Here is a 21,708-nt window from a genome sequence, read left to right as displayed (position 1 = left end):
TTATTTTAAGACTTCATCGCCGCGACCGTGCGGTGCAGCGCGAAAAAACGACGATGCGCGCGCAACGTGACATCGGCGTGACTCGTTGCGTGGCGAAAGCGGGCTGATGACCGAAGATGAACCACAGATGCGCCGGGACGTTATTCCCGCGCCGTTCAGCCATTAGCCGCGCGCGCTGAGATCCAGCGCGCGGTGACGCCCGCGATGCGCGCGCCGAACAGGCGCGCGGTTTCGAGATCGCCCGGCGGCGGTGCTTCGTCGGGCGACGCATCGGCCGCCGATTGCGTGAGCAGTCCGGTAAAGCCGCCGACGAAGTTCAGGTCGTTGCGCGTCGCGGCCTTCGTGTTCGACGGCATCATGCCGGTGCCTGCCCAGATCATGCTGTGCTGCATCGCCAGCGTGACGAAGTACTGGATCGTCGAGAACTTGTCGCCGTTCATCGTCGCCGAGTTCGTGAAGCCGGCCGCGATCTTGTCTTTCCACACCTGGCCGAACCACGGCTTCGAGCTCGCGTCGGCGAATTTCTTGAAGTCGGCCGACGGGCCGCCCATGTAGGTCGGCGCGCCGAAGATCAGCGCGTCGGCGGCGGCGAGTTCGTCCCACGAGGCGTCGTCGAGGTCGCCGACCGCCATCATCTTCGCCTGCGCGCCGGCTTCGAGCGCGCCCGCGAGCACGGCTTCGGCGACCTTCTTCGTGTGACCGTAGCCGCTGTGATAAACGATGACGATCTTCGGCATGGAGCGCTCCAGCAAAGCAATCGGAGAGGTGAACGGCACAAGTCAGGCGATGCGGCGCGGCAAGCGCGCCATGATGGCAGCCGCTAGCGCCCGTAATTGACCACCAGCCGCGCGCTGCCGATCGTGGCCGTGCCGATCTCGTGATCGAACATCAACGCGGGACGTCCTTGCGCGAGACGCAGATCGGCCGAGTTGAGCGCGTACACGGTGATGATATAGCGATGCGGTTTGCCGGGCGGTGGGCATGGACCGCCGTAGCCGTCGGTATCGAAGTCGTTGCGCGCTTCGACCGCGCCTAGCTTGTGCAGGAAACCGGACGAGCTCGCATTCTCGGGCAGGCTGTCGACCGTGGCCGGGATGCCCGCGACCGCCCAGTGCCACCAGCCGCGCCCCGGCGCGTCCTCGTCGAACATCGTGACCGCGAAGCCGCGCGTGCCGGCTGGCGCGTCGCGCCATGAGAGCTGCGGTGAACGGTTGGCGCCCTTGCAGTCGTTCTGGTCGAACACCTGCGCATTCTGCACGGCGCCGCCCGCGCGCACGTTCGCGCTCGTCAGCGTGAATGCCCCGTCGGCCCGCGCACCGGCGCTATGTGCCGCGGATAGCGCGAGCATCGCGCCGACGGCGATCGATCGATGCCGCCTAGATGAAGTCAGCGAAACAACCAGGCAACGCATGCGCATATGCCGGTTCTCCTGTCAGGGCGCGAGGCGCGGGTCCTCGCGATGGTCGTTGTCCTGAATTGTGCCCCAAGGTCGAATCAAGTCTAACATCAGCGCTGATTAGCTCTGCGACGCAATATGTTCGCGTGTCGCGGAATTAGCAGATAGGAATTCAGCTATAGTGGCAGCCGATGTCGCGCGACCCTGGCTGCATTTGACTTGTTTGAATTGCGAGCGTCGAGATAAATTTGTGGAGGTCGGTATATCCGGTCAGAGGAGGACGATGCAAGTTTCACTCAGGGTCGTGGTGGCAGATGATCATCCGGTTATTCTGTTCGGCGCCGAACACGCGCTGCTCAAGTTTCCCGGCATCCAGGTCGTTGGGCGTGCGAGACAGTCCACTGAACTCGTCAAAATGTTGCAATCCACCGAATGCGACGTGCTCGTCACCGACCTGGCCATGCCGGGCGGCCAGTACGGCGATGGCTTGCAACTCATCGATTATTTGCGCCGCAATTTCCCGAACCTGCCTATCGTCGTGCTCACCATGCTCGAGAACGCCGCGTTGGTGAAACGGCTCAGGGAGCTTGGCGTGACGTCGGTCGTGAACAAATCGGACGACATGAGCCATATTGCGCTTGCGGTACAGCACGTCGGCCGTCGCATGACTTATATGAGTCCGTCGGTGAAGGCCGTGCTCGATGGGTTGCGAGTCAATTCAGTCGGCAAGCGCGACGACTCGACGCTGTCGCGGCGCGAACTCGAAGTCGTGCGCCTGTTCGTATCGGGTTTGACGATCAAGGAAATCTCGGAGCGTCTGAATCGCAGCATCAAGACGATCAGCACCCAGAAAAACGCGGCCATGCGCAAGCTCGGAATCGATCGCGACTCCCAACTATTCCAGTATGCGCAGAGCAATGGTTTGCTGAATCTGTCGTCGAACTCGCGCAACGACATCACGAGCGAATCCTGAATTCGCGCCTCGTTTTGTCCGCTGAATAATCGGCGATAAAAAAGCCGCCTGCTTTGCAACAGGCGGCTTTTTCATTCAACCCGCATAAAGCGGTTACGTTTTCATCTTCACTGCTTTACCGCGACGGCCTTATTGCGGCGTAGACGTAGCGCCGCCATGCGCAGCGGACCACTCGGCCGGCGCGTGCAGGAATTTCTCCACTTCGTCGATCGTCTTCGTGTCGAAGTAATTGTTTTGCTTGGCGACGCGCAGCACGTCCCACCAGGTGGCGAGCGCGTGCAGATCGACGTCGATGTCTTTCAGCACCGACACGCTTTCCTTGAAGATGTTGTAGTGGAACAGCACGAAGCAGTGGTTCACCGTCGCGCCGGCGGTGCGCAGCGCGTTGATGAAGTTGATCTTGCTGCGGCTGTCGGTCGTCAGGTCTTCGACGAGCAGCACGCGCTGGCCTTCGGTCAGCAGACCTTCGATCTGCGCGTTGCGGCCGAAACCCTTCGGCTTCTTGCGCACGTACTGCATCGGCACCATCAGTCGGTCCGACAGCCACGCCGCGAACGGGATGCCCGCGGTTTCACCGCCGGCGACCGCGTCGATCTGCTCATAGCCGACGTCGCGCAGGATCGTCGCTTCGGCCATTTCCATCAGGCCGCGGCGCACGCGCGGATACGAGATCAGCTTGCGGCAGTCGATATACACCGGGCTCGCCCAGCCGGACGTGAAAATATACGGTTTCTCCGCGTTGAAATGCACTGCTTGCACTTCGAGCAGCATCTTGGCGGTGGTGTCGGAGATCGTCTGGCGATCGAAGCCTGTCATGGGCGGATCCTTCGGAGTGAGCGGGGGAGAAGCGGGCGCCGGGCCCGGTGGCGCAGCAAGCGGAGTATGCCGCGCCATGCTGGGCGGGATACGCGGCCGGGGGAAGAACACAGACCGGCTTTTGCTGCGCGCGTGGGCGGCTATTTTACCTGAAATGGGTCGCACCGAGGAGGCCGTCGTGCGCGGCGGCGCGGCCGGCGGCCGCTTCGGCGCGCGCATCGTCTTGTGACCGGTTGAGGCCGCCTTTACACTCACGCGACTTTCCCGGGCGGCACCCACGCAGCCGCCCTCAGACCTACGGAATGCTTTCAATGAACGCCGCTCCACCCGCCTCTGCCTGCGCCACCGAGACCCGCCCCGCTGTCAAAAAGGGTTATGCGGGCCGCGCGTTGCTCGCGTCGGTGCTGGGCTACGCAATGGACGGCTTCGATCTGCTGATCCTCGGTTTCATGCTGCCGGTGATCGCCGTCGACCTGCATCTGAGCTCGTCGCAGGCCGGCGCGCTGGTCACATGGACGCTGATCGGGGCAGTCGCGGGAGGCGTGCTGTTCGGCGTGCTCAGCGATTATTTCGGGCGCGTGCGCATGCTGACGTGGACGATCCTGATCTTCGCGGTGTTCACCGGACTGTGCGCGCTGGCGCAAGGCTACGCGGACCTGTTGGTCTATCGGACCATCGCCGGCATCGGGCTGGGCGGCGAATTCGGCATCGGTATGACGCTGGTCGCCGAAGCGTGGCCGGCGTCGCAGCGGGCGCGGGTGTCGTCGTATGTCGGGCTGGGCTGGCAGCTTGGCGTGCTGGCGGCCGCGTTGCTGACGCCGCTCCTGCTGCCGCTGATCGGCTGGCGCGGCATGTTCGCGCTCGGGCTGCTGCCGGCGGTCGTGTCGTTCTTCGTGCGACGCCGCGTCGAGGAGCCGGCGCTTTTCAACCAGCGTGTCGCGCGCGGCATGCGCAAGCTGCCGCTGAAACTGCTGTTCGTCGATGCGCGCACGACGCGCGCGAGCCTCGGCGTCACGATCCTGTGCTCGGTACAGAACTTCGGCTACTACGGGCTGATGATCTGGCTGCCCAGCTATCTGTCGAAGACCTTCGGCTATTCGCTCACCAAATCGGGGTTGTGGACCGCCGCGACGATTCTCGGCATGGCGGCCGGCATCTGGCTATTCGGCGTTGCCGCTGACCGCTTCGGCCGTAAGCCGACCTTTCTGTTCTACCAGGCGGGCGCCGTGGTGATGGTGTTCGTGTATGCGCAACTGACGACACCGATGGCGTTGCTGATCGGCGGCGCGGCGATGGGGGTGTTCGTGAACGGCATGATCGGCGGCTACGGTGCGCTGATTTCGGAGCTCTATCCAACCGATGCGCGCGCCACTGCGCAAAACGTGCTGTTCAACGCGGGCCGAGCGGTGGGCGGCTTTGGTCCGATTGTCGTGGGCGCGTTGGCGGCGCGCTACTCGTTCGGCGCGGCGCTCGTGCTGCTGGCGTCGATTTACCTGCTCGACATCTTCGCGACACTGTTTCTGATTCCTGAGCGACGCGGCGTCGAACTCGACTGAGCGCGTCGACGCGGCACGTCGTTCAATCGTCGTTCAATCGTCGTTCAATCGTCGTTCAATCGCTTCGAATCCCGCGAATGCGCGGACCATGCGCCGCGCATAACGCCCCGCGGCGTGAAAAAAAGCACGGTCGGGCTATAGCGACGTGGCATTCAATGCGTCTGTTTCGCTAATGGCGAGTCCTGTTAACCACTCAGTGCATCGACACATCCGGGGTGTACACTGATCGACCCGCGAAGCACTCCACATCGTCCCGTCTTCGTCGAGGTAAGCCATCGCGCCTAACCGGGCGCGTGCGAAAACCGCCTCGGTCGGCTATCCATCCGACAGATGAAAGCGCTGCAATGGTGTGGGGCACCGGGCCCAATCACTTACGTCTCGCAGGCCTAGAAATGGACGAACAACTCAAGCAAAGCGCTCTCGCATATCACCAGAATCCGAAACCCGGCAAGATTTCGGTGACGCCCACCAAGCCGCTGTCGAACCAGCTGGATTTGTCGCTCGCGTATTCGCCGGGTGTGGCCGCAGCCTGTATGGCGATTCACGAAGAACCGCTCGACGCGCAGAAGTACACGTCGCGCGGCAACCTGGTCGGCGTGATCACGAACGGGACCGCGGTGCTCGGCCTCGGCAATATCGGCCCGCTCGCCGCGAAGCCGGTAATGGAAGGCAAGGGCTGTCTGTTCAAGAAGTTCGCCGGCATCGACGTGTTCGATATCGAGCTCTCCGAGTCGGATCCGGACAAGCTCGTCGAGGCGATCGCGATGCTCGAGCCGACCTTGGGCGGCATCAACCTCGAGGACATCAAGGCGCCCGAGTGCTTCTACATCGAGAAGAAGCTGCGCGAACGTATGAAGATTCCGGTCTTCCACGACGATCAGCACGGCACCGCGATCATCGCGTCGGCGGCCATCCTGAACGGCCTCAAAGTGGTCGGCAAGAAGCTCGACGAAGTGAAGCTGGTGTGTTCGGGCGCGGGCGCGGCGGCCATTGCGTGTCTGGATCTGCTCGTCAATCTCGGCCTGTCGAAGAAGAACATTCTCGTCACCGACTCGAAAGGCGTGATTTACGAAGGGCGCGGCAACCTCGATCCGTCGAAGGAGCGTTACGCGGCGCACACCGAAGCGCGCTCGCTCGCCGATGCGATCCGTGGCGCCGACGTGTTCCTCGGCTGCTCGAGCGCCGGCGTGCTGAAGCCGGAGATGGTCGCCGAAATGGGCACGCAGCCGCTGATTCTCGCGCTCGCGAACCCCGAGCCGGAAATCCGTCCGGAAGAAGCGCGCAAGGTGCGCCCGGACTGCATCATCGCGACCGGCCGTTCGGACTATCCGAACCAGGTCAACAACGTGCTGTGCTTCCCGTTCATCTTCCGCGGCGCGCTGGACGTCGGCGCAACGACGATCACCGAAGAAATGAAGCTCGCGTGCGTGCGCGCGATCGCCGAACTCGCCGAGGAAACCGACCAGGGCGATGAAGTCGCGAAGGCCTACGAAGGCCACTCGCTCGAATTCGGACCCGAATACCTGATTCCGAAGCCGTTCGATCCGCGTTTGATCATCAAGATCGCGCCGGCCGTCGCGCAGGCCGCGATGGATTCGGGCGTCGCGACCCGTCCGATCCAGGACATGGACGCGTATCGCGAACAACTCGCCACGACCGTCTATCGCACCGGCATGGTGATGCGTCCGGTGTTCGCGGCGGCGAAGTCGGCGCCGGCGCGCATCGTGTTCGCGGAAGGCGAAGACGAGCGCGTGCTGCGCGCCGCGCAGTTCGTGCTGCTGGAAAAGATCGCCAAGCCGATCCTGGTCGGCCGTCCGTCGGTAATCGAGATGCGTCTGAAGAAGATGGGCTCGAAGCTCAAGTGCGGCGAGGATGTCGAGATCGTCAATCCGGAAGACGATCCGCGCTATCAGAAGAGCTGGCAGGCGTATCACGAACTCGGCGCGCGCGAAGGCGTGACGCCGGACGTCGCGAAGGCCGCGATGCGCAAGTTCAATACGCTGATCGGCGCGATCCTCGTGCATCTCGGCGATGCGGACGGCATGATCTGCGGCATGATCGGCCAGTATCACACGCACCTGAACTTCATCGAGCAGGTGCTCGGCAAGGCCGACGACGTCGAGAACTTCGCCGCGATGAACCTGCTGATGCTGCCGGGCCGCAACCTGTTCATCTGCGACACGTACGTGAACGAAGTGCCGACCGCCGAGCAGCTCGCCGACATGACGATGCTCGCCGCGCGCGAAATCGAGAAGTTCGGCATTACGCCGAAGGTCGCGCTGCTGTCGAACTCGAACTTCGGCAGCGCGCCGTCGTCGTCGTCGCAGCGCATGGCCGCGGCGCGCAAGCTGATCACGGAACGCGCGCCGTCGCTCGAAATCGACGGTGAAATGCACGGTGACGCGGCGCTGTCGGAGACGATCCGCAAGGCCGCGTTCCCGGGCACGACGCTCGCCGGCGAAGCGAACCTGCTGATCATGCCGAACGTCGAAGCGGCGAACATCGCGTACAACCTGCTGAAGGTCGTGGGCGGCGAGGGCGTGACGGTCGGCCCGTTCCTGCTCGGCGCGGAAAAGCCGGTGCATATCCTGACGCCGGCCGCGACCGTGCGCCGGATCATCAACATGACGGCGGTTGCTTCGGCGAACGCGCGCAAGTCGGTGAACGCGAAGTAATCTGCATCGCGTAAGGGCGAGGCGGGCGCGGCGGTAACGCGCGCGCGGCGGCCTCGGCAAAAGCGCTACGGAACTCCGGTTCCGTAGCGCTTTTTTTCGGCTCGAAAAAAAGCGGCGGTCCGTGAAGACCGCCGCTTTCGATTCAACTGCCAGAGTCGATCAAGCCGCGTGTGCCGCCTTACCCGCATCCGGCGAACGCCAACGCGTGAGTAACTCGTTCCACTTGATGCGCACGCCTTTCAGGTTGTTCTCCTTGACGTGCCCATAACCGCGGATGCCGTCGGGCAGATTCGCGAGTTCGACCGCGAGATCGCGTTTTTGCGAAGTCAGCCCGCCGATCAGTTCGCGCACCAATGCCTCGTATTCGCCGATCAGCGCGCGCTCGGTGCGACGCTCCTCGGTGTTGCCGAACACGTCGAACGCGGTGCCGCGCAGGAACTTGAGCTTCGCGAGCACGTGCATCGCGCGGAACATCCACGGGCCGTACTTCTTCTTCACCAGGTGGCCGTGCGAGTCCTTCTTCGATAGCGTCGGCGGCGCGAGATGCAGATGCAGCTTCCAGTCGCCTTCGAACGTTGCGTTCAGTTTTTCGATGAACGCCGGGTCGCTGTACAGACGCGCGACTTCGTATTCGTCCTTGTACGCCATCAGCTTGTGCAGATTCTTCGCGACCGCTTCGGTCAGCGGCATTTGGCCGTCGGCGGAATCGAGCGCTTCTTCCGCGGCCCGCACCTGCGACACCAGCGCGCGATAACGCTGCGCATACGCACGGTTCTGCCACGCGCTCAGGTAGTCGGCGCGCTTGTCGATCAGCGTGTCGAGCGCCTTCGGCGTATGCAGCGCGATGATCTTGCCGCTTGCGCTGTCAGCCGGGTCGCCGCGTCCTTGCGTTTGCGCGAGCTTGCGCACCGCGGCGAGATCGTGCGCGGCACGCCGGCCCCATTCGAACGCCGCCAGGTTTTTCTCGACCTGCACGTTGTTCAGCTCGATCGCGCGAACCAGCGACTCGTGCGTGAGCGGCACCCAACCGCGCTGCCACGCGTAGCCCAGCACGAACGGGTTCGTGTAGATCGCGTCGCCGAGCAGCGCGACCGCGAAGTGATTCGCGTCGACGGTCGAGACGTTGTCATCGCCGGCCGCGGCACGCACGTCGGCTTCGGTGCTGCTGCCGGGGAAGCGCCAGTTCGGGTTCTTGATCAGCTCGGCCGTCGGCGTGTGCGCGCTGTTCAGCACGACGCGCGTGTGATCCGCCTGGATGCGCGACACGCATTCGTCGCTGGCGGTCACGATCGCGTCGCAGCCGATCACGAGGCTCGCTTCGCCCATCGCGATGCGGGTCGCGTGGATGTCGGCGGGCTGGTTCGCGATCTGCACGTGGCTCATCACGGCGCCGCCCTTCTGCGCGAGGCCGGTGACGTCGAGCACGGTGACGCCCTTGTTCTCGAGATGCGCGGCCATGCCGAGCAGCGCGCCGATCGTGACGACGCCGGTGCCGCCGACGCCCGTCACCAGCACCCCGTACGGACGCTCGATGGACGGCAACTCGGGATCCGGCACCGGCGGCATATCGGCGCTGGCGCCCGAGGCCGCCTTCGGCTTGCGCAACTGGCCGCCTTCAACGGAGACGAAGCTCGGGCAGAAGCCGTTCACGCACGAGAAGTCCTTGTTGCAGGTCGACTGGTTGATCTGGCGCTTGGTGCCGTACTCGGTGTCGAGCGGTTCGACCGACAGGCAGTTCGACTTCACTGAGCAATCGCCGCAGCCTTCGCACACCGCCTCGTTGATCACGACGCGCCGCGCCGGATCGGGATACGCGCCGCGCTTCCTGCGACGGCGCTTTTCGGTCGCGCAGGTCTGGTCGTAGATCAGGATCGTGGTGCCTGGCACCTCGCGCAGCTGTCGCTGCACGTCGTCGAGCTGGTCGCGGTGATGAATGTCGATGCCGGGCGCGAGGCCGACGTTCGCCGCGTACTTCTCCGGCTCATCGGTGACGATGACGATTTTCGCCGCGCCTTCGGCCGCGAGCTGGTGCGTGATCTGCGGCACGGTCAGCACGCCGTCGACCGGCTGGCCGCCCGTCATCGCGACCGCGTCGTTGTACAGCAGCTTGTAGGTGATGTTCGCTTTCGACGCGATCGCCGCGCGAATCGCGAGCAGCCCGGAGTGGAAGTAGGTGCCGTCGCCGAGATTGGCGAATACGTGCTTGTCGTTCGTGAACGGCGCCTGGCCGATCCATGCGACGCCTTCGCCGCCCATCTGGCTGAACGTGCTGGTGCTGCGGTCCATCCAGACCGTCATGTAATGACAGCCGATGCCGGCCATCGCGCGCGAGCCTTCGGGCACGTTGGTCGACGTGTTGTGCGGGCAGCCCGAGCAGAACCACGGCTTGCGCTCGACTTCGACGCGCGGCCGCGCGAGCGCCCTTTCCTTCGCCTCGATCACCGTGATGCGCGCGGCGATGCGGGCGCGCACGTCCGACGGCAGATCGAACTTGTCGAGCCGCGTGGCGATCGCCTTCGCGATGATCGCGGGCGACAGCTCGTAGTGAGCCGGCAGCAGCCAGTTGCCCATCGGCACCGACCATTCGCCGCCGGCACCGTCTTTTTCGTCGAACTTGCCGAACACGCGCGGGCGCTGTGCGTCGGGCCAGTTGTACAGCTCTTCCTTGATCGCGTATTCGAGGATCTGGCGCTTTTCCTCGACCACCAGAATTTCGTCGAGACCGCGTGCGAAGGCCTGTGCGCCTTGCGCTTCGAGCGGCCACACGCAGCCGACCTTGTACAGCCGGATGCCGATGCGCGAGCAGGTTTCGTCGTCCAGACCGAGGTCGGTCAGCGCCTGACGCACGTCGAGATAAGCCTTGCCGCCGGTCATGATGCCGAAGCGCGCATGCGGCGAATCGATTTCGACGCGGTCGAGTTTGTTCGCGCGCACGTAGGCGAGGCCCGCGTACCACTTGTAGTCGAGCAGACGCGCTTCCTGCACGAGCGGCGGATCGGGCCAGCGGATGTTCAGGCCGCCGTCGGGCATCACGAAGTCTTCGGGCAGGATGATCTGCGTGCGGTGCGGGTCGATATCGACCGAGGCAGACGATTCGACCACGTCGGTCACGCACTTCATCGCGACCCAGAGGCCCGAATAGCGGCTCATCGCCCAGCCGTGCAGGCCGAAGTCCAGATATTCCTGCACGTTCGACGGAAACAGCACCGGCAGTCCGCACGCCTTGAAGATGTGTTCGGACTGGTGCGCGAGTGTCGAGGATTTGGCCGCGTGATCGTCGCCGGCGAGCACGAGTACGCCGCCGTGCCGCGACGAGCCGGCCGAGTTGCCGTGCTTGAAGACGTCGCCGGAACGGTCGACGCCTGGGCCCTTGCCGTACCACATCGAAAACACGCCGTCGTATTTGGCGCTCGGGTACAGGTTGACCTGTTGCGAACCCCACACGGCGGTGGCCGCGAGGTCTTCGTTGACGCCGGGCTGGAACACGACCTGATGCGCGGACAGATGCTTTTTCGCTTTCCACAGCGACTGGTCGAGTCCGCCGAGCGGCGATCCGCGGTAGCCGGAGATGAAGCCGGCGGTGTTGAGGCCGGCGGCGCGATCGCGTTCCTGCTGCAGCATCGGCAGACGCACCAGCGCCTGGATGCCGCTCATGTACGCGCGGCCGCGATCGAGGGTGTATTTGTCGTCGAGCGTGACGGTAGACAACGCGGCTTCGAGCGAGGCTCGCTGACCTGCGTCTAGCGGGGCATTCATTATGTGTACTCCTCCACTGCAGCTTGGGATCACCAAAACTTTTCTGGCCCCCGGCATCTTGTGAATGCTGGGGCCGGGGTCGTCATATTGACGGGTTTTAAGCGATGGTAGCACTGGTGGAAACCCGCCGCAGCAGATCAAAAAGCGCCTTCATACGATCTGATTTGAGCCGGCTTCGCGGCAAGTTACCGACGCGTTGTGCGCAGTTGTAGATGATTTCCAAGCGGGATGGGCTTATCTGGAGATCTCGCATGTAACAAGCTGTAAAACCTACAAATCTGCGGAACCGCAGTGAAAACCACTGTCTAACCCCGACCTGCGAGCGATGCCGAACGCTGCGCATTCTGCGCAGCTTCAGGACAGCAGGGCAGTTAGAAAAGGAGTACGCATGAACACACGAAACATCCAGACCTTTCTGATGGTTTCCGCCGCCTTTTTCGCGATGAGCGCGCCGATGCGGTCGAATCCGGGCAGCACGGGGGCACTGTCGAACGCGATCATCCGCACCGCGAAGGTCGCGCCGGCGCGACCGGGGACGAGCCGGATCGACGGTTCGATCGGCAGCGACGAGTACCGGCAGAATTCATGACGCGCCGCGTCGCGCGCGTCTTATGACGATCGGCCGCCGTTCCGACGCGAGCGGCGGCGTAGCAACGAAAAAGGGCGAGGATCCTGTGATCCTCGCCCTTTTTTCATCCGCACGCCGATGACGCGCGAGTCATTGCGATCAGGCCTTGTCCTGCACGACGCCGCGGCGAATCTGGTCGAGTTCGATCGACTCGAACAGCGCCTTGAAATTGCCTTCGCCGAAGCCCTGGTTGCCCTTGCGCTGAATGATCTCGAAGAAGATCGGGCCGATCTGGTTTTCGGTGAAGATCTGCAGCAGCAGGTCGTCCGGTGCGCCGTCGATCAGGATCTTGCGCTTGCGCAGCTCGTCGAGCGGCTCGCCATGATTCGGCACGCGCCGGTCGACGAGTTCGTAGTACGTGTCGATCGTGTCGAGCAGCGAAATGTTCGACGCACGCAGGCCGTCGACGGTGCGGTAAATGTCGCCGGTGCCGAGTGCGATGTGCTGGATACCTTCGCCGTGGTACGCGTCCAGATATTCCTGGATCTGGCCGGCCGTGTCCGAGCCTTCCTCGTTGATCGGGATGCGGATCTTGCCGCACGGCGAGGTCATCGCCTTCGACTTCACGCCCGTCACCTTGCCCTCGATGTCGAAGTAGCGCACCTCGCGGAAGTTGAACAGGCGCTCGTAGAACTCGGCCCATTCCTGCATGCGGCCGCGATGCACGTTGTGTGTCAGGTGATCGATATAGGTCAGGCCGTGGCCGACCGGGTTCGGGTTCGCGCCGGCAATCGGCTCGAAGTCGACGTCGTAAATGTCGATGTCGCCGATGCTATTCGGCGCCGCGCCGTTCTTGCCGCGCCAGCGGTCGACGAAATAGATCAGCGAATCGCCGATGCCCTTGATCGCCGGGATGTTCAGCTCCATCGGGCCGGTCTTGTTGTCGAAGCCCCACGCGCCTTTTTCGAGCGCCTGGGCGTAGGCCTTCGCGGCGTCCTGCACGCGAAACGCGATCGCGCAGATCGACGGGCCGTGCAAGCGCGCGAAGCGCTGCGCGAACGAATGCTTCTCCGCGTTCACGATGAAGTTGATGTCGCCCTGACGATACAGCGTCACGTCCTTGTGACGATGCCGCGCGACGGGCGTGAAGCCCATCCGCTCGAACAGCTTGCCGAGCGCTTTCGGGTCCGGCGCCGTGTATTCGATGAATTCGAAGCCGTCGGTGCCGACCGGATTTTCCCAGGTTGAAACCTGCATTGTCTGTCTCCAATCCCATGCAAGAGGGTTGCCGTGATGCGCCGGTGGTGCGCGCGCGGGACGGTCGGCTGAGCGCGACCGGATAGAGCAAGTGTAGAACTGTGATGCAGGCAAGAACTTGCGAACTTAGTCGTGCATCGATACGCTTGAGCCAGTTTATGGCTCTATTCAAGCGATACGTGGCAGAACATGGCGAATAACGAGATAGATGCGATCGATCGACGCATTCTGGCCATCCTTCAGGAGAATGGCCGGCTGTCGAATCAGGAGATCGCGGAGCGGATCAATCTGTCGCCGAGTCCGTGCCTGCGGCGGATCCGCCGGCTCGAGGAAAGCGGCGTGATCCGCGGCTACGTCGCGTTGCTCGACGCGCAACGTCTTGGGCTCGATCTGCTCGCGTATGTCAGCGTGCGGCTGGAGAAGGGCGGCGGTCGCGCGTTCAGTCCGCATGGCGAGGCCACGCACGCCGATCTGTTCGGCGCGGCCGTGCAGACATGGCCTGAAGTGGTCGCGTGTCACGCGATGACGGGGGAGATGGATTATCTGTTGCGCGTCCAGGTGGAGGACATGGCGCACTTCTCGCGCTTCGTGCAGGATCAGTTGCTGCGGCATCCGTCGGTGATCGACGTGAAATCGAGCTTTTCACTCGAAAAGATCAAGGAAACGACTGCGCTACCAATTTTGTAGCCTTCTCGCGCAACGGCCTGCGCGTGGCGTTGGCCTGGTTCCCGATAGAAAAAAGGGCGACCTTGCGGCCGCCCCCTTCTCATTTCCCCGTAGCGATTATTCAGGCAGCGACAGCCACCGGCATGAACGACTCGAACAGTCGCGATGCCTGGCGCGCGTGGCGCTTGAGTGCGTAGTCGAACACGGCGGCCTGCTCCTGCAGCATTTCCGCGAGGATGCTCGACTGATCGGCCGGCGACAGCGTCAGATAGGCGTCGGCTTCGCCATACGCGTATTCGATCTTCATGCCGGCCTTCTTGGCGATGTGCATCATGGTCGAATTGCGCGACAGGCAGTGGATGTAAAGCGTCGTCACATGCGTGTTGCGGCTGCGGATCGCCGCGCGCTCGAACAGCTTCGAGCCAATACCGATGCCGCGTGCGCTTTCGAGCACCGAGACGCCAAATTCGGCGGTGCGCTTGTTGCCTTCGGCCGGCAGGTAGGCCAGATGGCCGACGCCGCTCAGTTCCAACTTGCTGTTGAACACGCCGAACACCGTGTCGCGCGTGAAGTCGATCGCGCGCACGTAGTTTTCGATCACGTGGTTCGGGACGACCTGGCCGAAGCGCAGCAGACGATCGTCTTCGTCGAGCGCGAGAAAGTGCGTGAGCAGGCGTTCGCGGTCAGCAGCAGTGAGTTCACGGACCAGAACGTGCGCGCGTCCGGCAGACAACGACGCACGATCGTTCAACGAGATCGGCTCGGCGGTGCGATGGGTCAGCGTGTTCATGGTCGGGTTCTCCTTTTAATCAGGCGGTGTTGTGCACCGCAAAACCGATTTTAGCGGAAACCCAGGGTATTCACTAGGGAAAACCCGTACCAAAAACCGAGGCCATTACCTGGAATGCTGGAGCCCTAAATTTAGGTAATTGATTTAAAAGAAAAATTCAAAATGAACGCCCGTTCGGGTCACGATGCCGCATGCATTCCTTGGGCGAGCTTATTTCGTCTGAATGTTGTTGCCGTGCGTCATCCAGGGCGCGGGCGGCGATCGGTTCAGACCGTCGTCTCACTTGACGGGCGCCGTCCCGAGGCCATGCTCGACCATGCCGACCACCTGCTCGGCGAACTCGCGATAGCCCATACGGCCGTCCGGCTTCAGCCATGTGAAGGTCCAGTTGATCATGCCGAACACCATCATCGTCAGCGCGGTCTGGTTGTCGCGTGTCGCGCGTTCGGGGTAGGCGCGCGCGAGCTGCCGCGCGAATGCGGCGACCACGTCGCGCTGGCGGTTCAGGACGATCTCTCGCTGCGAATCAACCAGATACTTGACGTCGTTCAGCAGCGCGACGTGCCGGCTGTGCGACGTCTCATACTCGGACAGGAACGCGCGGATCAGCTCCGCGAAGGTTTCGCGCTCGCTCAGGCCGCGCCGCTGGCTCGAGCCTTCCACCTCGGCGATGATCAGCATCAGCCGCTTCGTGTAGCGATCGAGCAGGTCGAACAGGATCGCTTCCTTGCTCTCGTAATAGTGATAGAGACGCGCCTTCGAGGTGCCGCTCGCCGCGGCAAGATCGGCCATCGACGTGCTGGGATAGCTGGTCTGCGCGAACTTCGCGGCGGCCAATTCGAGAATCTGCTCGCGTTGGGTTTCGTGGTCTGGGGCTCGGGTGCGGGCCATATTGATCTGTTCTTATCTTATTAGGGTGAGCAGGGGGCGGGTGCCGCGCGCAGTTCGAGCGAACGCCATTCGCTCGCGTCGCCGCGCAGGCGGATGCGCCGCAGCGCCGCGAGTTCGCGCATGCGCCACAGTACGATGCTGTCGCTGACGAGGAACCACAGCTCGGCGGTCATGACGTAGGCGGCGACCCGCGCGGCGGGCTGCCAGTCGTCGGTTGCGCGTTCCAGGATCAGCGCGTCGAGTTCGGCGAAGCTGCTGCTCGTGAAGGTGTTGTCGCGCCAGCGCCGCGTCTCGCCGTTCGCCTGCTTGAGCTCCTGCCACTCGAGCGCGAGCCGGCTGATGCGTAGCACCGAAATCGGCGCGGCGTCCGGCAGATGCGTCTGCAGCACGTCTGGCGGAAACATGCCGACCGACGTCGCGCGATCCTTGCGGGTATGCGCCCAAGCTTGCGGATCGGTGAGGTCGGCGATCGACAGACGCACTTCATGCAAACGCTGCGGGCTATTGCGCACCAGGTAGCAGACGCGGCGCAGCATCAGCTGATCGGACGCGCTTTCGCCGTGCCACACCACGAGATTCGCTGGGTCGCTTACGAGGCCGTCGAGCACCGCGGTCTGATCGCGGAACTCGCGCGCGAAGTCGCGTTGCGTGTCGGCGGTGACGCGTGCCCAGAAGTCGGCGCGCATGGGCTGAGCGTCGTCGACGCCGCGTAACGGACCGACCGCCAGGTCGTCCCGCAACGGCTGCACGCGATCGTCGCGGCCCGCCTGGGCCAGCGCGATGCGCAGCGACTCGGCGGCGACGTCTCCGTTGGTGAGGTGAATCGTGCTCATGGGCAAGGGCTTGCTGTGACGCCAGCTGCTGTAACGAAAAGAGGCCGCTCGCCGACTGGAAACCGATGTCCCGATCGATGAGCGGCCCCTAGTGTAAGCGGATCGCGAAACGGCCGAAAGCGGCGACGGCCGTTACGCGAAGCCACTTTGCACCCAAGCCATGAAAGTCCTCGGCTCAACGTTCGTCGTAACTCACGACGACCTTGTCGCTAACCGGATGACACTGACACGTCAGCACGAAGCCGTCGCGGATCTCGTGTTCTTCGAGCGTGTAGTTCTTTTCCATCTTCACTTCGCCCTCGAGCACCTTCGCGCGGCAGGTGCAGCACACACCGCCCTTGCACGCATACGGCAGCGCGAGACCGGCACGCAGCCCGACGTCGAGCACGCTCACGCCCTCATAAGGCAGGCGCAGCTTGCGCCGCTTGCCGTCGAGCACGATCTCGAGGTCGGCCGCGGGCGTGTCCGCGCTGATCTCGACGGGCGGCACGCCCGCCTGCGGCAGCGGTGAGCCAAAGCGCTCGACGTGCACCTTCGCCTGCGGCACGCCGGCCGCTTTCAGCGCGGCTTCGGCCGCGTCCATCATCGGCGCGGGGCCGCAGATGAACGCTTCGTCGATCGCGTCGGCCGGCAGCAACTGCTCGATGAACGCCGCGCATTTCGGCTGGTCGAGCACACCGTTGAACAGTTCGACGTCCTGCAGATCGTCCGACAGCACGTGGTACAGCACGAAGCGGTTCATGAAGCGGTTCTTCAGGTCTTCGAGCTCCTCGGCGAACATGATCTGGTCGACGCTACGGTTGCCGTACACCAGCGTGAAGGTGCTGCGCGGCTCGACTTCGAGCGTCGTCTTGATGATCGCGAGCACCGGCGTGATGCCCGAGCCGCCCGAGAACGCGAGGTACTGCTGACCCTGTTGCGCGTTCAGGTGCGTGAAGAAGCGGCCGTCCGGCGTCATCACGTCGATCGTGTGGCCGGGCTGCAGCGTGTCGAACGCGAAGTTCGAGAAACGCCCGCCGCGCACGCGCTTGATGCCGATGCGCAACTCGCCGTCGCGATCGTAGTCGGTGACACCCACGCAGATCGAATACGAGCGGCGCGTCTCCTCACCGTCGATATGCGTCTTCAGCGTGACGAACTGCCCCTGCGTGAAGCGATACTGGTCGCGCAGTTCGGGCGGGACTTCGAAGGCGACCGACACGGCATCGGCAGTTTCGGGACGCACTTCGCGGATACGCAGCGGATGGAATTGCGGGGTGGCCATATCAGTACGGTTTGAAGTAGTCGAAGGGTTCGCGGCAGTCGAGGCAGCGATACAGGGCCTTGCAGGCGGTCGAGCCGAATTGCGCGAGCAGGGCGGTATGCGCCGAGCCGCAGCGTGGGCACGACGGTGCGGGCAGCTTGCGCGGCACGAAGCGCAGCACTTTTTCCTGCGGCGCGGTTTGTACGCTGGCGCCTGAGCCGCAGTTGCCCGTCGGCGGCGCGATGCCGTAGACGCGCAGTTTTTCGCGGGCTTCAGCGGTGATCCAGTCGGTAGTCCACGCCGGCGCGAGCACGGTGGCGACGCGGTAGCGCGTGAGCCCGGCGGCCTCGAGCGCACGGCCGATGTCTTCGGCAATCTGCGACATCGCCGGGCAGCCCGAGTAGGTCGGCGTGATCACGACTTCAAGCGCGCCGTCCGCCGCGCGTCGTACGTCGCGCAGGATGCCCAGTTCGCGGATCGAGACCACCGGGATCTCCGGGTCGGGTACCGCTTCGAGGACGCTCCATGCGCGGGTGAGCGTGGCGTCGGTCGTGGTGTCCATCGTGGCGTGGGTCATGGTCGCGGTGGGGTACGGGGGCTGCGGGGCGCTCGAGGTCGTCATCGCGGGCTTACCAGCTGGCGCCCGGATGCTGGCGCGCAAGGCTCTGCATTTCGGCGAGCACGAAACCCATGTGCTCCGAATGCTCGCCGTGCTTGCCGGTGCTCACGTGGCGCAGCGCCGCGGGCAGCGTCAGCGTGGCCGCGTCGAGCGTGGCGCGCACGTCGTCGAGCCACGCGGCTTCCAGCGCCGAGGTGCGCGGGCCGATGCCGGCCGCGGCAATCGCGTCTTCCACCGCGTCCGCGCTGAAGAACTCGTACGTGTACGGCATCAGGTAGTCGAGCGCGGCCTGCGCGCGACGGTGCGATTCGTCGGTGCCGTCGCCGAAACGGATCAGCCACTCGCTCGCGTGATGCACGTGGTACTGCGTTTCCTTGATCGACTTCGCGGCGATCGCGGCGAGCTGCCCGTCGGTGGAGGTGGTCAGCGCGCTCCACAGATGCAGCATCAGCGCCGAATACAGGAAGTTGCGCACGATCGTGACCGCGTAATCCTTCTGCGCCTGCGCGGTGCCGGCGAGCGGCCCGTAGTGCGGCAGCTCGGCGAGCGTGTAGTTGGCGAATTCGCGCTCGGCGCGGAAGTACGCGTAGTCGTCTTCGCTGCGCTGACGGCCGGTGAGCTGCTGTTCGAGCGCGGCCGCATGCGTGTACAGCAGGCGCGCCTGGCCGATCAGGTCGAGGCTCATGTTCGACAGCGCGATGTCCTCTTCGAGGATCGGGCCGTGGCCGCACCACTCGGTGTTGCGCTGACCGAGGATCAGCGCGGTATCGGCGAGGCGCAGCACGTACTGCAGATGTTCGGGCGTAACTGACGTAGTGGACATAGTGGTCATGGCCGCGCTTACATGTGGTTGACTTCGTCGGGGAGCGTGTAGAACGTCGGGTGGCGATAGATCTTGTCGCCCGCCGGTTCGAACAGCTCCGCCTTCTCGTCGGGCGCCGAGGCCGTGATCGCCGAGGACGGCACCACCCAGATGCTCACGCCTTCCTGGCGGCGCGTGTAGACGTCGCGCGCCATGCGCAGCGCCATCGGCGCGTCGGCGGCGTGCAGACTGCCGCAGTGCTTGTGGTCGAGTCCCTGCTTGCTGCGCACGAACACTTCCCAAATCGGCCATTCCTTGTTCATTTGCTGATCTCCTGATTCCTGACTTTCGCTGATCTGTCGGCAACCGCGCCGTGCCGCTCAGGCGGCGTGCTGCTGCGCGCGCTGGCGCTGTTTTTCCGCATGGGCGAGCGCGGCTTCGCGCACCCAGGCGCCGTCTTCATGGGCCTTCACGCGGGTCGCGAGGCGCTCACGGTTGCACGGGCCGTCGCCATTGACGACGCGCCAGAACTCTTCCCAGTCGATGTCGCCGTAGTCGTAGTGGCCACGCGCCTCATTCCATTTGAGGTCCGCATCGGGCAGCGTGACGCCGAGCACCTTGGCCTGCTCGACGGTCGCGTCGACGAACTTCTGGCGCAGGTCGTCGTTGGTGATGCGCTTGATGCCCCATTGCGCCGACTGGTTGCTGTGCACCGAATCCTTGTCGCTCGGGCCGAACATCATCAGCACCGGCCACCACCAGCGGTTCACCGCCTGCTGCACCAGTTCACGCTGCGCGTCGGTGCCGGCCATCATCGCGAGCAGCGCGTCGAACCCCTGGCGCTGGTGGAACGACTCTTCCTTGCAGATGCGGATCATTGCGCGGGCGTACGGGCCGTAGGTGCAGCGGCACAGCGGGATCTGGTTCATGATCGCCGCGCCGTCGACCAGCCAGCCGATCACGCCGACGTCGGCCCAGGTGGGCGTCGGGTAGTTGAAGATGCTCGAATACTTGGCCTTGCCGGCATGCAGTGCGTCGATCAGCTGGTCGCGCGAGACGCCCAGCGTTTCGGCGGCGCTGTACAGATAGAGGCCGTGGCCGGCTTCGTCCTGCGCCTTGGCGATCAGGATCGCCTTGCGCTTGAGGCTCGGCGCGCGGGTGATCCAGTTGCCCTCGGGCAGCATGCCGACGATCTCCGAGTGCGCATGCTGTGAGATCTGCCGCACCAGCGTTTTGCGGTAGGCGTCGGGCATCCAGTCCTGCGGCTCGATCTTGCCGTCGGCGGCCATGACCGCGTCGAAACGCGCCTGTTCGGGCGAATTCGCGTCCGCGTCCAGCGGGGCGACGTTGCCGGGGATATCGAGGGATTGCGTGTACATGAGGGACGCTCTCTGAGGGAGTGGTCTGTGTCGGCGTAGTATAAATCAACCGACCGGTCGGTTAATAAATTTTTTGTGGACAGGTGATGGGGTTGATAGGGCCATTGAGCACGTCGAGGCAGGCGCGCTGGATTGCCGCGGTTTCGATGTGCCGGCGGTTCGAGACCGGCCGTCACCCTGCTCCGACACTTACCGGTAAAATTGCGAATTGGCCGCGATTTGCGGCCCACTTGCATCTCCGGTACTCATGTTACGTCTAAGCGAAATCAAACTCCCGCTCGATCATCCCGAAAGCGCCCTCGAAGCCGCCATCCGTGCGCGTCTCGCGGAACTCGGCGTGGCGCGGGACGGACTCATCCGATACACCGTGTTTCGCCGCGCGCACGACGCGCGCAAGCGCGCCGACATCAAGCTCAACTACATCATCGATGTCGAACTCAAGGATGAAGCGGCCGCGCTGAAGCGGCTCGCCGACGTGCCGCATTGCGGCGTCACGCCCGACATGAGCTACAAGTTCGTCGCCAAGGCGCCGGCCGAACTGAGCACGCCGCGTCCGGTCGTGATTGGCATGGGACCGTGCGGCCTGTTCGCGGGGCTGATCCTCGCGCAGATGGGCTTCCGGCCGATCATCCTCGAGCGTGGCAAGGCCGTGCGCGAGCGCACCAAGGATACGTTTGGCCTGTGGCGCAAATCAGTGCTGAATCCCGAATCGAACGTGCAGTTCGGCGAGGGTGGCGCGGGCACCTTTTCGGACGGCAAGCTCTACAGCCAGATCAAGGACCCGAAACACTATGGCCGCAAGGTGCTCGACGAATTCGTGCGGGCCGGTGCGCCGGAGGACATTCTGTATCTGAGCCGGCCTCATATCGGCACGTTTCGCCTCGTCAGCATGGTCGAGAAGATGCGCGCGAGCATTCACGAACTGGGCGGCGAGGTGCGCTTCGAGACGCGTGTCGAGGACATCGACATCGATAACGGCCAGGTGCGCGGGCTGAAGCTGTCGACCGGCGAGACGCTGCGCTGCGACCACGTGGTTCTGGCGGTCGGTCATAGCGCACGTGACACTTTCCAGATGCTGCATGACCGCGGCGTGTACGTCGAGGCGAAGCCGTTTTCGCTCGGCTTCCGGATCGAGCATCCGCAAGGGGTGATCGATCGCAGCCGTTTTGGGAAGTTTGCCGGTCACAAACAGCTGGGCGCAGCCGACTATAAAGTGGTGCACCACTGCAGCAACGGGCGTGCGGTCTATAGCTTCTGCATGTGTCCCGGCGGCACCGTGGTGGCGGCCACGTCGGAACCGGGGCGCGTCGTCACGAACGGCATGAGCCAGTACTCGCGCGCGGAGCGCAACGCGAACGCGGGCATCGTGGTCGGCATTACGCCAGACGACTATCCGGGCGGCCCGCTCGCCGGCATTGCGTTCCAGCGCAAGTGGGAGGAGCGGGCGTTCGAGCTCGGCGGTGGTAACTATATGGCGCCGGGGCAGTT

The 21,708-nt window shown here is 64.0% G+C and carries 20 protein-coding genes (1 of these 20 running past the window's edge); 7 read left to right on the top strand and 13 right to left on the bottom strand.

Annotation, left to right across the window (positions count from 1 at the left end; translation table 11 throughout):
* Positions 1–155 precede the first annotated feature (155 nt).
* Complete coding sequence (locus L0U84_RS18625; protein WP_233851623.1) at positions 156–737, bottom strand: flavodoxin family protein; 582 nt, start codon at positions 735–737, stop codon at positions 156–158.
* A gap of 83 nt (positions 738–820) precedes the next feature.
* Entirely contained in the window at positions 821–1,417 is a 597-nt protein-coding gene (locus L0U84_RS18620; protein WP_233851622.1) for a YbhB/YbcL family Raf kinase inhibitor-like protein, read from the bottom strand.
* A gap of 262 nt (positions 1,418–1,679) precedes the next feature.
* Between L0U84_RS18620 and L0U84_RS18615 the strand changes: the two genes are divergently transcribed.
* Positions 1,680–2,369 (top strand): response regulator, encoded by a 690-nt coding sequence (locus tag L0U84_RS18615; RefSeq protein WP_233851621.1) that lies wholly within the window; start codon positions 1,680–1,682, stop codon positions 2,367–2,369.
* A gap of 129 nt (positions 2,370–2,498) precedes the next feature.
* Here the strand turns inward: L0U84_RS18615 and L0U84_RS18610 are convergent, their stop codons facing one another.
* On the bottom strand, positions 2,499–3,185 hold the full coding sequence (locus tag L0U84_RS18610) for an orotate phosphoribosyltransferase (RefSeq protein WP_018418686.1): 687 nt from the start codon (positions 3,183–3,185) through the stop codon (positions 2,499–2,501).
* Between the two features lie 76 nt (positions 3,186–3,261).
* On the opposite strand from L0U84_RS18610, the gene L0U84_RS18605 reads away from it, so the two are divergent.
* The 3 genes from L0U84_RS18605 to L0U84_RS18595 all read left to right on the top strand — a co-directional run bounded on the left by L0U84_RS18605 (position 3,262) and on the right by L0U84_RS18595 (position 7,416).
* Entirely contained in the window at positions 3,262–3,414 is a 153-nt protein-coding gene (locus L0U84_RS18605; RefSeq protein ID WP_233851620.1) for a hypothetical protein, read from the top strand.
* An 82-nt stretch (positions 3,415–3,496) separates the two neighbouring features.
* A complete protein-coding gene (locus L0U84_RS18600; RefSeq protein WP_233851619.1) occupies positions 3,497–4,741 on the top strand; it encodes an MFS transporter in 1,245 nt (414 codons plus the stop codon).
* Positions 4,742–5,133: 392 nt separating this feature from the next.
* Positions 5,134–7,416: an NADP-dependent malic enzyme gene (locus L0U84_RS18595; RefSeq protein ID WP_233851618.1), complete on the top strand. Its 2,283-nt coding sequence runs from the start codon at positions 5,134–5,136 to the stop codon at positions 7,414–7,416.
* A 159-nt stretch (positions 7,417–7,575) separates the two neighbouring features.
* Here L0U84_RS18595 and L0U84_RS18590 read toward each other — a convergent pair whose 3' ends face one another.
* Positions 7,576–11,172, bottom strand: coding sequence for an indolepyruvate ferredoxin oxidoreductase family protein (locus L0U84_RS18590; protein WP_233851617.1), 3,597 nt, complete (start codon positions 11,170–11,172; stop codon positions 7,576–7,578).
* A gap of 388 nt (positions 11,173–11,560) precedes the next feature.
* Between L0U84_RS18590 and L0U84_RS18585 the strand changes: the two genes are divergently transcribed.
* Positions 11,561–11,761 carry a hypothetical protein gene (locus tag L0U84_RS18585; RefSeq protein ID WP_233851615.1) on the top strand — a complete coding sequence of 67 codons (201 nt, stop codon included), beginning with the start codon at positions 11,561–11,563 and terminating at the stop codon, positions 11,759–11,761.
* 138 nt (positions 11,762–11,899) lie between these two features.
* Here the strand turns inward: L0U84_RS18585 and hppD are convergent, their stop codons facing one another.
* On the bottom strand, positions 11,900–12,997 hold the full coding sequence (gene hppD, locus L0U84_RS18580) for a 4-hydroxyphenylpyruvate dioxygenase (RefSeq protein WP_233851613.1): 1,098 nt from the start codon (positions 12,995–12,997) through the stop codon (positions 11,900–11,902).
* Between the two features lie 189 nt (positions 12,998–13,186).
* Here hppD and L0U84_RS18575 point away from each other — a divergent pair, with 189 nt between their 5' ends.
* Positions 13,187–13,684: an Lrp/AsnC family transcriptional regulator gene (locus tag L0U84_RS18575; RefSeq protein ID WP_233851611.1), complete on the top strand. Its 498-nt coding sequence runs from the start codon at positions 13,187–13,189 to the stop codon at positions 13,682–13,684.
* A 100-nt stretch (positions 13,685–13,784) separates the two neighbouring features.
* Here L0U84_RS18575 and L0U84_RS18570 read toward each other — a convergent pair whose 3' ends face one another.
* The 8 genes from L0U84_RS18570 to paaA all read right to left on the bottom strand — a co-directional run bounded on the left by L0U84_RS18570 (position 13,785) and on the right by paaA (position 20,220).
* Positions 13,785–14,453 carry a GNAT family N-acetyltransferase gene (locus L0U84_RS18570; RefSeq protein WP_233851609.1) on the bottom strand — a complete coding sequence of 223 codons (669 nt, stop codon included), beginning with the start codon at positions 14,451–14,453 and terminating at the stop codon, positions 13,785–13,787.
* 279 nt (positions 14,454–14,732) lie between these two features.
* Positions 14,733–15,344: a TetR/AcrR family transcriptional regulator gene (locus L0U84_RS18565; RefSeq protein ID WP_233851607.1), complete on the bottom strand. Its 612-nt coding sequence runs from the start codon at positions 15,342–15,344 to the stop codon at positions 14,733–14,735.
* Between the two features lie 20 nt (positions 15,345–15,364).
* Positions 15,365–16,177 carry a DUF1835 domain-containing protein gene (locus L0U84_RS18560; RefSeq protein WP_233851605.1) on the bottom strand — a complete coding sequence of 271 codons (813 nt, stop codon included), beginning with the start codon at positions 16,175–16,177 and terminating at the stop codon, positions 15,365–15,367.
* 175 nt (positions 16,178–16,352) lie between these two features.
* Positions 16,353–17,441 carry a 1,2-phenylacetyl-CoA epoxidase subunit PaaE gene (gene paaE, locus L0U84_RS18555; RefSeq protein ID WP_233851603.1) on the bottom strand — a complete coding sequence of 363 codons (1,089 nt, stop codon included), beginning with the start codon at positions 17,439–17,441 and terminating at the stop codon, positions 16,353–16,355.
* 1 nt (position 17,442) lies between these two features.
* Positions 17,443–18,042, bottom strand: a complete 600-nt coding sequence (gene paaD, locus L0U84_RS18550) for a 1,2-phenylacetyl-CoA epoxidase subunit PaaD (RefSeq protein ID WP_442794015.1) — start codon at positions 18,040–18,042, stop codon at positions 17,443–17,445.
* Positions 18,043–18,049: 7 nt separating this feature from the next.
* Positions 18,050–18,862: a 1,2-phenylacetyl-CoA epoxidase subunit PaaC gene (gene paaC, locus L0U84_RS18545; protein WP_233851601.1), complete on the bottom strand. Its 813-nt coding sequence runs from the start codon at positions 18,860–18,862 to the stop codon at positions 18,050–18,052.
* A gap of 17 nt (positions 18,863–18,879) precedes the next feature.
* A complete protein-coding gene (paaB, locus tag L0U84_RS18540) occupies positions 18,880–19,164 on the bottom strand; it encodes a 1,2-phenylacetyl-CoA epoxidase subunit PaaB (RefSeq protein WP_013090772.1) in 285 nt (94 codons plus the stop codon).
* Between the two features lie 57 nt (positions 19,165–19,221).
* Positions 19,222–20,220 carry a 1,2-phenylacetyl-CoA epoxidase subunit PaaA gene (paaA, locus tag L0U84_RS18535; RefSeq protein ID WP_233851600.1) on the bottom strand — a complete coding sequence of 333 codons (999 nt, stop codon included), beginning with the start codon at positions 20,218–20,220 and terminating at the stop codon, positions 19,222–19,224.
* Positions 20,221–20,467: 247 nt separating this feature from the next.
* Here paaA and L0U84_RS18530 point away from each other — a divergent pair, with 247 nt between their 5' ends.
* Positions 20,468–21,708: the 5' portion of an NAD(P)/FAD-dependent oxidoreductase gene (locus tag L0U84_RS18530; RefSeq protein WP_233851599.1), read on the top strand. The gene runs 382 nt beyond the window's last position; 1,241 of the gene's 1,623 nt are visible here — the first part of the coding sequence; its start codon is at positions 20,468–20,470; the stop codon falls past the right edge of the window.

This window comes from Paraburkholderia sp. HD33-4, assembly GCF_021390635.1.
Lineage (GTDB): Bacteria > Pseudomonadota > Gammaproteobacteria > Burkholderiales > Burkholderiaceae > Paraburkholderia.
Note: the sequence above shows the minus strand (reverse complement) of the source record. Positions and strands in the feature narration are given on the sequence as shown.

What these genes read in the sequence shown, in the direction of transcription:
- L0U84_RS18625 (WP_233851623.1), bottom strand. Translation starts at nt 737, where the DNA reads ATGCCGAAGATCGTCATCGTTTATCACAGCGGCTACGGTCACACGAAG.
- L0U84_RS18620 (WP_233851622.1), bottom strand. Translation starts at nt 1,417, where the DNA reads ATGCGCATGCGTTGCCTGGTTGTTTCGCTGACTTCATCTAGGCGGCAT.
- L0U84_RS18615 (WP_233851621.1), top strand. Translation starts at nt 1,680, where the DNA reads ATGCAAGTTTCACTCAGGGTCGTGGTGGCAGATGATCATCCGGTTATT.
- L0U84_RS18610 (WP_018418686.1), bottom strand. Translation starts at nt 3,185, where the DNA reads ATGACAGGCTTCGATCGCCAGACGATCTCCGACACCACCGCCAAGATG.
- L0U84_RS18605 (WP_233851620.1), top strand. Translation starts at nt 3,262, where the DNA reads ATGCTGGGCGGGATACGCGGCCGGGGGAAGAACACAGACCGGCTTTTG.
- L0U84_RS18600 (WP_233851619.1), top strand. Translation starts at nt 3,497, where the DNA reads ATGAACGCCGCTCCACCCGCCTCTGCCTGCGCCACCGAGACCCGCCCC.
- L0U84_RS18595 (WP_233851618.1), top strand. Translation starts at nt 5,134, where the DNA reads ATGGACGAACAACTCAAGCAAAGCGCTCTCGCATATCACCAGAATCCG.
- L0U84_RS18590 (WP_233851617.1), bottom strand. Translation starts at nt 11,172, where the DNA reads ATGAATGCCCCGCTAGACGCAGGTCAGCGAGCCTCGCTCGAAGCCGCG.
- L0U84_RS18585 (WP_233851615.1), top strand. Translation starts at nt 11,561, where the DNA reads ATGAACACACGAAACATCCAGACCTTTCTGATGGTTTCCGCCGCCTTT.
- hppD (WP_233851613.1), bottom strand. Translation starts at nt 12,997, where the DNA reads ATGCAGGTTTCAACCTGGGAAAATCCGGTCGGCACCGACGGCTTCGAA.
- L0U84_RS18575 (WP_233851611.1), top strand. Translation starts at nt 13,187, where the DNA reads ATGGCGAATAACGAGATAGATGCGATCGATCGACGCATTCTGGCCATC.
- L0U84_RS18570 (WP_233851609.1), bottom strand. Translation starts at nt 14,453, where the DNA reads ATGAACACGCTGACCCATCGCACCGCCGAGCCGATCTCGTTGAACGAT.
- L0U84_RS18565 (WP_233851607.1), bottom strand. Translation starts at nt 15,344, where the DNA reads ATGGCCCGCACCCGAGCCCCAGACCACGAAACCCAACGCGAGCAGATT.
- L0U84_RS18560 (WP_233851605.1), bottom strand. Translation starts at nt 16,177, where the DNA reads ATGAGCACGATTCACCTCACCAACGGAGACGTCGCCGCCGAGTCGCTG.
- paaE (WP_233851603.1), bottom strand. Translation starts at nt 17,441, where the DNA reads ATGGCCACCCCGCAATTCCATCCGCTGCGTATCCGCGAAGTGCGTCCC.
- paaD (WP_442794015.1), bottom strand. Translation starts at nt 18,042, where the DNA reads ATGACGACCTCGAGCGCCCCGCAGCCCCCGTACCCCACCGCGACCATG.
- paaC (WP_233851601.1), bottom strand. Translation starts at nt 18,862, where the DNA reads ATGTCCACTACGTCAGTTACGCCCGAACATCTGCAGTACGTGCTGCGC.
- paaB (WP_013090772.1), bottom strand. Translation starts at nt 19,164, where the DNA reads ATGAACAAGGAATGGCCGATTTGGGAAGTGTTCGTGCGCAGCAAGCAG.
- paaA (WP_233851600.1), bottom strand. Translation starts at nt 20,220, where the DNA reads ATGTACACGCAATCCCTCGATATCCCCGGCAACGTCGCCCCGCTGGAC.